This window comes from Corynebacterium sp. H78, assembly GCF_037572275.1.
Taxonomy (GTDB): domain Bacteria; phylum Actinomycetota; class Actinomycetes; order Mycobacteriales; family Mycobacteriaceae; genus Corynebacterium.
Genome location: NZ_JBBHKX010000002.1, coordinates 699316 through 711436 on the forward strand (window position 1 = coordinate 699316; position 12121 = coordinate 711436).

Below are 12121 nucleotides of genomic sequence, written 5' to 3' on the forward strand. Positions count from 1 at the left end.
ATACAAAATATTCAGTCACGAACGGCAGATCCTGTCATTACGCAAAACGGTTAATCTGATTTGTATTTTACAAATTATCCCATTCAACGGACAGGTACACGTGGGGGCTAATCAATAATTCGCACCGCACCCTTATCTGCGGACGAAGCCATCTTGGCATACGCGCGCAAAGCCTTCGAAACCTTGCGAGGACGTTCCTGATGAGGAGTGAACGGCTTATCCCGCTTCAGTTCTTCCTGACGGCGCTGCGCCAATTCTTCATCGCTGACCTGAATCTCGAGTCGTCGTTCAGCGACATCGATGTAGACCGGATCGCCATCGCGGACGAGACCGATCGCTCCGCCGGCGGCAGCTTCAGGGGAGACGTGGCCGATAGAGAGTCCGGAGGAGCCACCGGAGAAGCGACCATCGGTGACCAGCGCGCAGACCTTACCCAAGCCAGCGCCCTTAATGAACGCGGTTGGGTGCAGCATCTCCTGCATTCCCGGGCCACCCGAAGGGCCTTCGTACAGAACAAATAGAACCTCGCCTGGCTGCAGCGTCTTGTTCAGGATGACGGAAACCGCTTCCTCCTGGCTTTCGACGACTCGCGCAGTACCTTCAAAGTGGAACTGGTCTTCGCTGATGCCGGCGGTCTTTAAGATTGCGCCGTCCTGGGCGATGTTTCCGCGAAGCACGCACAAGCCACCTTCCTTGGTGTACGCATGCTCGACGCTTCGGATACAGCCGTTTTCTGCGTCAGTGTCCAGGGATTCCCAGCGGTTCGACGTCGAGAATGGCTCGGTAGTGCGAACTCCGCCAGGAGCTGCATGGAACAATTCGATTGCTTCGTTGGTAGCCTTGCCCCCGCGGATGTCCCAGTCGTTGAGTTGCTGCTCAAGTGAAGGGGAGTGGACAGAGTGAACGTCCGTCTCCAGCAGCCCACCACGGTAAAGCTCACCGAGGATTGCTGGGATACCACCAGCACGATGGACATGCTCCATGTAGTAGTCCGAGTTTGGTGCAACCTTGGACAAGCATGGAACGCGGCGCGAAATCTCGTCGATGTCAGCGAGATCGAAGTCGATTTCGCCTTCCTGAGCTGCTGCGAGAATGTGCAGCACGGTATTGGTGGAACCGCCCATGGCGACGTCCAGCGTCATGGCGTTGACGAAGGCATTTCGGGAAGCAACGTTACGAGGAAGAACAGATTCATCGCCGTCCTTGTAGTAACGCTTCGCGATGTCGACGATGAGCTCACCCGCGCGAGTGAACAGGTCTCGACGAGCTTCCTGGGTAGCCAGCGTCGAACCATTGCCCGGTAGGGACAGGCCGAGTGCCTCGGTCAGGCAGTTCATCGAGTTAGCGGTGAACATGCCGGAGCATGATCCGCAGGTTGGGCACGCAGAGCGCTCGATATCGAGCAACTGCTTGTCATCGATGTTGTCATTTGCTGATGCCGAAATTGCAGAAATCAGGTCAGAGCCGGGCTTTACGACGCCGTCAATAACCACTGATGATCCGGATTCCATCGGCCCGCCAGACACGAACACCACTGGGATGTTCAAGCGCAATGCGGCGTTGAGCATGCCTGGGGTGATCTTGTCGCAGTTGGAGATGCAGACCAGTGCATCTGCGGTGTGCGCGTTAACCATGTATTCGACCGAGTCAGCGATAATTTCGCGACTTGGCAAGGAATACAGCATGCCGTCGTGTCCCATGGCGATGCCATCATCTACAGCGATGGTGTTGAACTCACGAGGAACGCCACCAGCTTCGACGATTGCTTCGGCGACGATGTCACCGACATTCTTCAGATGTACATGGCCTGGAACGAACTGTGTGTAGGAGTTGGCAATAGCGATGATTGGCTTGCCAAAGTCACTGTCAGTCATACCCGTTGCACGCCACAGTGAACGTGCGCCTGCGGCGTTGCGGCCTGCGGTAGTGACCTTTGAACGAAGAGGGATCATGGGCTGGCCCGTTCCTAACTAATGGGGGACTACAGACGAATCTGTATTCATCTTTACACCCTCCATCATAAACACGAAAACACCGCCAAGTCCCATCGGGTGATACTTGTGTTTCACATAATGAGATATGGCGGTGTTATTGCTGACTGCTAGAGCCGGCGATGCTTAATTCTTTTCCTCGCGCGCGGCCTGTACATCGTTGTCTTTGCGGGCCTGCGCTTCAATCTCGTCGCGAGTCTTCAGAACCGAATAGCCGTTGCGGTCAAAGACTTCGACTTTCTCGTTTTCGGCAACGCGACCCGGAGTAACGGGGTCGGGGATCAAGCCACGGGTGGCCTTGTTTAGATCCGGGAGAGAGTTGAACGAGATTGCCGGCAGTGGGAAGCGACGCTCTTTTGCGCCGTCCTTACCGCCGTCGACAGCAAGCGCACGGCCAGACTTGTCGAATAGGATGCCTCGAAAGTTGTCCCACGACACCGACTTGCGACCTTGCAACAGATAAACAGCGGTGATCCCGCGAGGGCCAACGGTAGTGCGAACCCGCATGATCCACACCGCATAAATCAGTGGAGCAATCAGTGTGAAGACGAACCAGGGGCTGAAGCCCATGGCGATGGCACACAAGACCAGCATGAACGCCACAATGAAGAAGTGAGTCTTGTTCGGGCGAAAGCGAGTGGTCTCGATATTCTTGCGGGCCGAAGCTGTCGGCTGGTCAGTGCTCATGTGTGCTCATTCTAATCAGACTGCGAATCGGGCTATGCACCGACTCGCGCTCGTTCCGGGGAACTGGCAATTGCCTTGTGCTGACTTACGCACCCTATGGAGAGGTGCTATCAGGAGCTGCTTGCCCGTTGTTGTCGACGGCACCTTGATCGGTTGCGCCACCGTCAGTTGTCGTTGGGGCATCAAACTGCGGTGCGTCTGGCGCGTCATTTGTTGCTCCGGCATCACCGCCGGAGGTGCTGCCAGTGCCTCCTGCAGTGCCGTCGCTACCCGCTGAGCCTCCGGTGCCAAACCTTTGGTTGGTCTCGTTTGTCCCACCTGAGTCTGGATTGTTGGTGTCACCCGCGGTGCCTTCATTGCCGGTGTTATCTTCCGGCTGTTCAACCGCGGTGGTTGGCTTCTCGGGTGTCTTCTTTTCTGCATCGTCAGGCTTGGACGTTGGTTCGGTCGCATCCGTTGGAGTTTCCTCTTCGCCAATGCTGAATCGACTTGGCGCGAGCCAGCCATTCGGACCGTCTTCAGTTTCGACCGTTGCCAAGTTGAGAAGGCCAAGGATAAACAGCGAAATCAGGAGAACCACCGTGGATGGCCGTGCGCGACCTCCTGCAGAGAGAACTCGACGAATTTTTTGACGGCGGGTTAGCTCGCCCCATGACTTTCGCGCGTCGACAGGATCTTCCCTTATCGTCGAGCCATTGTCAGTGTCGTTTGCTAGGTTGGCGTCTCCAGTGCCACCCGAACCCTTGCTCTCGTCCCGCTGGGAATCGGACTTCTTCGACTTGGCATGCTTTGCAGCGTGATACTCCTGGTCGAGTCGGGCGCCGGCACTTGGGATATCAGGACGCGCGCCATCCGAGTCAACATTCAGGACAGCGGTATTTTGTTCCTCGGTGTTCCAATCATCGGGCTTTACGACGGGACTTGCGTAACCAGGCATGACCTCAGTTTTCGCGTGAGTCGCGAGGGCATCTCGTGCAGCGTCCTGATTTGCGGACTCTGTCTCTGCGACGCTTCCGACACGAAGCTTTTCAAGCATGCTGGTATCCCGGTAATGACCGGTGATGGATTCAGCAGGGGATAGTGGATTGCCTTCGGCGCGCTGACCGTAGTCGTCCCACCAGGTGTCGATGACTGCCGCGCGGACAGCGCGCTCGATGAGCCACTGGTCGCCTGGTTCGCAATCGACGACGAGTCGCATCGTCACTGTCCACGGCAACCCCATTGCGGTAGGTGGGTTGATCTCCGTGGAGGATTGCAACTTGATTTCCGACAGCACATGCTTCTTGATGCTTGGTACGGAAATTGCTTCTTCTGCTGATGTCAAAGTGCGTTCTTCAAGATCCTTGATGGAACCACCGGCGGTCATTGGTACAGGTACTTCCACCACCGCGCGGGACCAGCGCGAAGAATAGTTCACACACATGCGGGCATCACTATTTGGAATAATGACTTCCTCGCCTTTCATGGTGCGGATCGTTGTCGCGCGCAACGTCATGTTGACGACATCACCCTGAACCGTGCCGGATGGGGAGTGGAATTCGACCCAGTCGCCAATTCCGTATTGCTTTTCCGCAATGATGAAGATGCCGCCTAGGAAGTCGCCGATGAGGCCCTGGGCGCCAAAACCGATAGCTGCGGAAATAACAGTCGCAGGAATCGCCGCCGCAGTGAGCGAGATTCCTACTTGTCCGAGGATCGCCAAAATGATGATGAAGTAGGCGATGATTTCGACGGTGTAGACAACGGCACCGATGAGGGCGCGTCGCCCCTTGTTCTCTTCCTGATCCGCTTCCATATTCGATGTTGCGATGGCAAGAACGAATCGGCGGATACGTGGAATGAGGACGATGAGAACAAGGAGGGAAGCAATGGATAGGCCATGCGTTGCTATCCACGACCATATTCGGATAAGTAGGTACTGCAGAAATTCCATGCCCCAACCGTAAAGACCGAGGCTGAGAATTTTGTAAAACGCGATGAAGATAGTCTTGATGTCGGAGTGTGGGGTAGGTCGCAAAAAAGACACGCTGTCCAACCCTGTGAGATTGACTTCTCACTATGTGGACGTTACTGTGTTGTATATCGCTAGAGTCCATCCAGAGTCAGGAGCGCAGCCACGATGAATGCCGCCCCACCGAACAGCCCGTCGCCTGCTACTTTTGCAGCCCAGGCCCGTCGTTCCACCCCGGAGCGCATGACCGGCGCAAAAGCTATCGTACGTTCCCTCGAGGAGCTAGGTACCGAAACTGTATTCGGCATCCCAGGTGGTGCAATTTTGCCCCTGTATGACCCGCTGTTTGACTCGGAGAAGCTCCGTCACGTGCTCGTTCGACACGAGCAGGGTGCTGGTCACGCAGCTACTGGCTATGCGCAGGTTTCCGGCAAGGTTGGTGTCTGCATCGCAACTTCCGGCCCAGGTGCCACCAACTTGGTGACTCCACTGGCAGATGCACAGATGGACTCCGTTCCAGTCGTTGCTATCACTGGTCAGGTTGGTATGCCACTGCTTGGCACGGATGCCTTCCAGGAAGCGGATATTCGCGGTGTCACCATGCCGATCACGAAGCACAACTTCATGGTCACCAAGGCTGAAGATATTCCGCGCGCCATCGCGGAAGCGTTCCACCTTGCGTCGACAGGACGCCCAGGTGCAGTCCTCGTCGATGTGCCGAAAGACCTGCAGAATGCCGAGATTGACTTTGTGTGGCCACCAGAGGTGAATCTTCCTGGTTACCGTCCTGTCACGACTCCTCACAATCGCCAAATTGAGGAAGCTGTCCGCATGATTTCGGCGGCAAAGCGTCCAGTCTTGTACATCGGTGGCGGTGTTATTAAGGCTGATGCACACGCTGAGCTGCTGGCATTTGCTGAACTGACCGGAGTTCCAGTTGTCACCACGTTGATGGCCCGCGGTGCTTTCCCTGATAGCCATCGTCTCCACATGGGTATGCCAGGCATGCATGGTTCTGTGTCCGCGGTTGGAGCGATGCAGAAGTCTGATCTGCTCATTACTATTGGCGCGCGTTTCGACGATCGCGTGACGGGTCAGCTCGATACATTCGCTCCTGAAGCCAAGGTTATTCACGCTGACATTGACCCAGCGGAGATTGGCAAGATCCGGGAAACTCACGTGCCAATCGTGGGCGATGCTCGTGAGGTGTTGGCTGCGCTGCTGTCGGCATACAGGTCGATGAATTTGCCAGCGCCGGATGTTGCCAAGTGGTTCGCGGAGCTCGACGGGCTGCGTAGTGACTTCCCGTTGGGTTGGGATGATCAAGCTGACGGTTCGCTGTCTCCTCAGTTCGTGCTGAAGACCTTGTCGGATGTCGTCGGTCCAGATGCCATTTACTGTGCTGGCGTTGGTCAGCACCAGATGTGGGCTGCGCAGTTCATCAAGTACGAGAAAGCTCGTACCTGGTTGAACTCCGGCGGTCTGGGCACGATGGGATACTCCGTTCCAGCTGCAATGGGCGCCAAGGCTGGCGCTCCTGATAAGGAAGTGTGGGCCATCGATGGTGATGGCTGCTTCCAGATGACTAATCAGGAGCTCACCACCGCGGCTGTCGAAGGTTTCCCAATCAAGGTCGCACTGATCAACAACGGCAACCTGGGTATGGTTCGCCAGTGGCAGACGTTGTTCTACGACGAGCGTTACTCCAACACCCAGCTCCGTCCGAAGGACGAGTACGTACCCGACTTCGTCAAGCTGTCGGAAGGACTAGGTTGCGTTGCTATTCGCGTCACTAAGGAAGAGGAAGTTATCCCAGCGATCCAGAAGGCTCGCGAGATTAACGACCGACCGGTAGTCATCGACTTCATCGTCGGCGAGGATGCTCAGGTGTGGCCAATGGTTGCTGCCGGCAAGTCGAACGACGAGATTGAGTCTGCTCGTGGACTCCGTCCGCTTTTCGACGATGACATGTCGGCAGGGGAATCTCCAGCCGATATTCACGAGACGATGGTTGAGAACGCAGATGATGCCGCTCTCAAGCCTGAAGCTAACCACCCGACCATGAACGCCCGCTAACGGGTATCGACGAAGAGGAAAGTGAAGCACATCATGGCCGAACTGCACACTCTGTCCGTGCTGACTCTCGACGAGCCGGGCATTCTGGTCCGCATTGCGGGTATGTTTACCCGCCGCGGCTTCAACATTCAGTCCATTACCTCGGGCATCACTGAGGTAGAAGGAGTCAACCGCATCACCCTCGTGGTTGAAACTGAGAACCTGCCAATTGAACAGATCACGAAGCAGCTCAACAAGCTGATTCCAGTTCTGAAGGTTGTCCGTCAGCCAGAAGAGACTCTCGTGTCTCGCGGTTTGCTGATGGTGAAGGTGAGCTGTGACAACAACAACCGCCCACAGGTGGTTGACGCGGCAAAGCTGTTCCGCGCTCGTGTTGTCGACGTTTCCCAAGAATCTGTTGTCATTGAAGCAACAGGCGAGCGTTCCAAGCTGCGTGCCCTACTGGACGTTCTCGAGCCTTTTGGCATCCGCGAGCTGATTCAGTCGGGAACGGTAGCAATGGCACGCGGTCCTAAGCCGATGCTTCAGTCTCGCGCTGGCTAGACTGTCAACGTAAAAGACAACAATCCATCTTTTTTTAAACTCCACTACGAAAGAGGCTTTCCAACATGGCCATTGAACTGCTGTACGACGACAACGCTGATCTGTCCATCATCCAGGGCCGTAAGGTTGCCATCCTTGGCTACGGCTCCCAGGGACACGCTCACGCGCAGAACCTGCGTGACTCGGGCGTCGAGGTTGTCATCGGCCTGCGTGAAGGCTCCAAGTCCGCTGCGAAGGCACAGGAAGCTGGCTTCGAGGTCAAGTCCAACGCTGATGCGGCTGCTTGGGCAGACGTTGTCATGATGCTGGTTCCAGACACCACTCAGGCGAAGGTTTACACCGAGGACATCGCTCCAAATATGAAGGACGGCGACGCACTGTTCTTCGGCCACGGTCTGAACATCCACTTTGACCTGATCAAGCCAGCTGAGGGCATCACCGTCGGTATGGTTGCACCAAAGGGCCCAGGCCACCTGGTTCGCCGTCAGTTCGTTGACGGCAAGGGCGTTCCTTGCCTCATCGCAATCGACCAGGACCCACAGGGCAATGGTAAGGAACTGGCTCTGTCGTACGCTTCCGCAATCGGCGGTGGCCGCGCTGGTGTTATCCCAACCACCTTCGAAGCTGAGACCGTTACCGACCTGTTCGGTGAGCAGGCTGTTCTGTGTGGCGGTACTGAAGAACTGGTCAAGGTTGGCTTCGAGGTTCTCGTTGAGGCTGGCTACGAACCAGAGATGGCGTACTTCGAGTGCCTGCACGAACTGAAGCTGATCGTTGACCTCATGTTCGAGGGTGGCATCGAGAACATGAACTACTCGGTTTCCGATACCGCTGAGTTCGGTGGCTACGTTTCCGGTCCACGCGTTATCGACGCTGACACCAAGAAGCGCATGAAGGACATCCTGACCGATATTCAGGATGGCACCTTCACCAAGCGCCTGGTTGCCAACGTTGAAGGTGGCAACAAGGAACTCGAGGGCCTGCGCGCTGAGTACAACAACCACCAGATCGAAGAGACCGGCAAGAAGCTCCGCGATCTCATGAGCTGGGTCAAGGTTGACGCACGCGCAGAAACTGCGTAAGTCCTCGGAAGCAGTTTTTAGCTGCTAATTGACGCCGAAAGCCTCACTTCGAAAATTTTTCGATAGTGAGGCTTTTTCATGCCCAGGCTGACAAATACCGTTAATGAAGTCGGTTACTGTTGAGTCACGTTAAATCGTCTTACCTCTTTATTCATTTCAATATCGTCTTCGTGCCGTCATCTTTTGGAGGATTCTCGTGCAGCTTTTCCGCTCGCAGCGATACTCATCGGTAGACCAGGATTCTGGTGTCGCCGTCGCAGCCACTCAGCCTGAACAACAATCCCAGCGTTTCGGTGTTCTTGTGGCACTGCTGGCAGTCGCTGCGCTCGCCGCAAGTTTGTTGACTGCCTGTGGCTCCGACAGTGATTCCGCTAAGGGATCTGATCTCCCAGAAGAACCAATTGCTGTGTCCTCTGACGTTTCGGCATCAACCGAGTTGTTGGAATCTGCATCCTCTGCAGTTGTTTCTTCGCCTGACGACGAAAACCAACGCCGTGCAGCTGCCGTTGCGATTGCAGCACAAGCGCCGATGTTCGTCGTGAAGAAGGGGGAGAAGGCACAGCAGGACGTCGAAGCGGAGCTGAAGCGCCTAGGTGTGAAGAACGTTTTTACGTCGGGTGAGGTGGCACTCGCGGATGCTGATGGGCGTACGGTCGTGAAGGACCCAGGTACGATCGACGGGCTGAAGAAGATCGTCGATGTCGAATTCGCGGAGGCTAAGAACTCGGCTAAAGGGTCGGTAGAGGCTGCTCGTGAAGTAGCGGAGATGGATCCAGAGAAGCCAACTGTGCCGAAGGGCTCAGGCAAGTCAGCTGGCGAAGGTAAAGCTGAGGGATCGTTCCCGCGCAGTGAGGCGAAGGCAAACGACGATGCAATTGCGTTCGCTGATCCAAAGTCGCCACTGGGTGCAATTGCAACTGCTCGTGCCGCAGGTTTGCCAGTGAAGTGGCTGCCAATTGGAGATGCGCGCGCGACGAAGGATTCAATTCAGGCGGCTCGCGATGGCAAGAAGCTGGTGGGTCTTGGGGAAGGCTTTGGTGACGCAAAGAAGTTTGCAAAGTCTGTAGAGCTTGCTCGTGACGAGTCGATTGAACAGCTTCCTGGTGGTGGCACCTTGCTGTTCCCAGGTCGACACATGGTTGCTACCTACGGTCACCCAGGTGTGGCTCCACTCGGTGTAATGGGTGAGGAAGACCCTGAGGGAGCGGTGAAGACTGCGCAGGAGTACGTCGATAAGTACCAAAATCTGACTGATGACAAGGTGATTCCAGCGTTTGAGATCATTGCGTCGGTGGCGCAGGGCGCTCCGGGACCACGGGGTGATTTCACGGAGCCAGCGCCTGTGGAGGTGTTGGAACCGTATGTTGATGCGATGACGGAAGCGGGCGGATACGTCATTATTGACCTGCAGCCGGGTAGCGCAGATTTCGTGGAGCAGGCAAAGCTTTACGAGCCTTTGCTGAAGCGTCCAAACGTTGGTCTTGCGTTGGATTCTGAGTGGAAGATGCAGCCGGGAGAACTGCCAGGCAGTCGTGTCGGCAATGTCGAGATTGAGGAAGTCAACCGAGTGGTTGATTGGTTGGCTGATCTGACCGAGAAGAATAACCTGCCGCAGAAAATGCTGATGCTGCATCAGTTCCAGCTGCAGATGATTCGCGACCGTGAGAAGTTGGATCTGTCTCGTCCAGAGCTGTCGGTGGTATTGCATGCGGATGGCCACGGAACTCCGCAGGAGAAGTTCGAGACGTGGGATGTTCTGCGTCAGGATTTGCAGCCGGAAATTTTCATGGCGTGGAAGAACTTCATCGACGAAGACATGCCAATGTTCACTCCAGAACAAACGATGGATATTGAGCCTCGACCATGGGTAGTTACCTACCAGTAGCTCTCACACAGGTTGAAAAGTGTGGCGGGGGACACCCTAGGGGTCTAAATCTGGGATAGCGCACCGTGTGTGCGTTGGACTCTATACCCCCGTAGGTCACCCCTAGGGGATATGATGGGACAGTCGCACGCCACGAGGATCGGCGTGGGCCTGTTTAGTTATGGCAATTGTTGTCGTGACCTGCAGGACAAAGAACGCACAATATTCAGGAGTTTGCTCGTGAGCCAAAACGCTCGCCCGGTTGTCCTCATCGCCGATAAGCTCGCGCAGTCCACCGTTGACGCGCTTGGTGATTCCGTCGAGGTTCGTTGGGTTGATGGCCCGAATCGTCCGGAACTCCTTGCCGCAGTGCCAGAAGCGGACGCCCTGCTCGTTCGTTCCGCCACTACCGTGGACAAGGAAGTACTGGAAGCCGCACCAAATCTAAAGATTGTTGGTCGCGCAGGCGTTGGCCTCGACAACGTTGATATTGAAACCGCAACCGCTCGCGGTGTCATGGTTGTCAATGCGCCAACCTCTAATATTCACTCCGCGTGTGAGCAGGCAATCGCGCTGCTTCTCGCTACTGCTCGCCAGGTTCCACTGGCTGATGCATCGCTCCGCGAAGGTGAATGGAAGCGTTCTTCCTTCAAGGGAGTAGAAATCTTTGGCAAGACCGTCGGTATCGTCGGTTTCGGCCACATCGGTCAGCTATTTGCACAGCGCCTCTCTGCATTCGAGACCACGATTATTGCGTACGACCCATACGCCAACCCTAAGCGCGCTGCACAGCTGGGCGTTGAATTGGTTGAGCTGGAAGAGCTCATGGGTCGCGCAGACTTCGTCACCATTCACTTGCCAAAGACCAAGGAAACTGCCGGCATGTTCGATGCCGAGCTGCTTGCGAAGGCAAAGGATGGCCAGATCATCATCAACGCTGCACGCGGTGGCCTTGTCGACGAGCAGGCGTTGGCAGACGCTATCCAGTCCGGCAAGATTCGCGGCGCAGGCTTCGACGTCTACGCAACCGAGCCTTGCACCGACTCTCCATTGTTCAAGCTTCCACAAACCGTGGTGTCGCCACACCTGGGTGCTTCCACCGTAGAAGCTCAGGATCGTGCTGGCATCGACGTCGCAAAGTCCGTTCTTCTCGCGCTGTCCGGCGAGTTCGTTCCAGATGCTGTGAACGTTTCCGGTGGCGCTGTGGGCGAGGAAGTTGCTCTGTGGCTCGACCTGGCTCGCGAGCTCGGTCTGGTTGCCGGTGGTCTGCTTGAGGGCGCACCAGCGGCAGTTGAGGTCACCGCACGCGGTGAGCTGTCCACTGAAGATGTCGATGTACTCGGACTGTCCGCAGTTCGTGGCCTGTTCTCCTCGATGATCGAAGAGCCAGTCACTTTTGTTAACGCACCTCGCATTGCTGAAGAGCGTGGCGTGACTTTCACCGTCGAGACTGAAGCTGAGTCTGTTTCTCACCGCTCTGTTCTCGAGGTCAAGGTCATCGGCGCTGATGGTTCTACCGCAACGGTCGTCGGTGCCCTGACCGGCTTGCAGCGTATCCAGAAGATCGTCCGTATCAACGGCCGCGGCCTGGACATGCGCTCCGAGGGTCGCAACCTGTTCCTCGTTTACAAGGACGAGCCAGGTGCACTGGGCAAGGTCGGCATGGCTCTGGGCCAGGCAGGCATCAACATTGAGGCTGCTGCACTGGCACCTCAGGAAGACAACGACTCCGCAATCCTCATCCTGCGCGTCAGCGAAGAGGTTCCGGAAGAGCTCGTCGAGAAGATCTGCGACGACATCGATGCTTCCCGTTCACTGCAGCTGCAGCTGGACTAATAGCGAGGCGCTTACGCGCTAGCTTTACGACGAACCCGCCGCGCCACCACTTGCCTCACGGCGAGTGAGGTGGTTTGGCGGGTTTCTCGTT

The 12121-nt window shown here is 56.2% G+C and carries 8 protein-coding genes; 5 read left to right on the forward strand and 3 right to left on the reverse strand.

What is annotated here, in order from left to right:
* Positions 1-107: 107 nt before the first annotated feature.
* From ilvD to WG934_RS04305, 3 genes are all read right to left on the reverse strand, one after another.
* Positions 108-1952, reverse strand: a complete 1845-nt coding sequence (ilvD, locus tag WG934_RS04295) for a dihydroxy-acid dehydratase (protein ID WP_339988833.1) — start codon at positions 1950-1952, stop codon at positions 108-110.
* A gap of 165 nt (positions 1953-2117) precedes the next feature.
* Positions 2118-2678: a PH domain-containing protein gene (locus WG934_RS04300; protein ID WP_339988834.1), complete on the reverse strand. Its 561-nt coding sequence runs from the start codon at positions 2676-2678 to the stop codon at positions 2118-2120.
* Between the two features lie 94 nt (positions 2679-2772).
* The gene (locus tag WG934_RS04305; protein ID WP_339988835.1) at positions 2773-4704 is read right to left on the reverse strand and encodes a mechanosensitive ion channel family protein; all 1932 of its coding nucleotides are present in this window, start codon (positions 4702-4704) and stop codon (positions 2773-2775) included.
* A 93-nt stretch (positions 4705-4797) separates the two neighbouring features.
* Here WG934_RS04305 and WG934_RS04310 point away from each other — a divergent pair, with 93 nt between their 5' ends.
* The 5 genes from WG934_RS04310 to serA all read left to right on the forward strand — a co-directional run bounded on the left by WG934_RS04310 (position 4798) and on the right by serA (position 12030).
* The gene (locus tag WG934_RS04310) at positions 4798-6705 is read left to right on the forward strand and encodes an acetolactate synthase large subunit (RefSeq protein ID WP_339977946.1); all 1908 of its coding nucleotides are present in this window, start codon (positions 4798-4800) and stop codon (positions 6703-6705) included.
* 33 nt (positions 6706-6738) lie between these two features.
* Positions 6739-7248 (forward strand): acetolactate synthase small subunit, encoded by a 510-nt coding sequence (gene ilvN, locus WG934_RS04315; protein ID WP_339977948.1) that lies wholly within the window; start codon positions 6739-6741, stop codon positions 7246-7248.
* A 65-nt stretch (positions 7249-7313) separates the two neighbouring features.
* The gene (gene ilvC / locus WG934_RS04320) at positions 7314-8330 is read left to right on the forward strand and encodes a ketol-acid reductoisomerase (protein ID WP_339977949.1); all 1017 of its coding nucleotides are present in this window, start codon (positions 7314-7316) and stop codon (positions 8328-8330) included.
* A 196-nt stretch (positions 8331-8526) separates the two neighbouring features.
* Entirely contained in the window at positions 8527-10215 is a 1689-nt protein-coding gene (locus tag WG934_RS04325; protein ID WP_339977950.1) for a hypothetical protein, read from the forward strand.
* Between the two features lie 219 nt (positions 10216-10434).
* Entirely contained in the window at positions 10435-12030 is a 1596-nt protein-coding gene (gene serA, locus WG934_RS04330) for a phosphoglycerate dehydrogenase (RefSeq protein ID WP_339977951.1), read from the forward strand.
* The last annotated feature ends 91 nt before the right edge of the window (positions 12031-12121 follow it).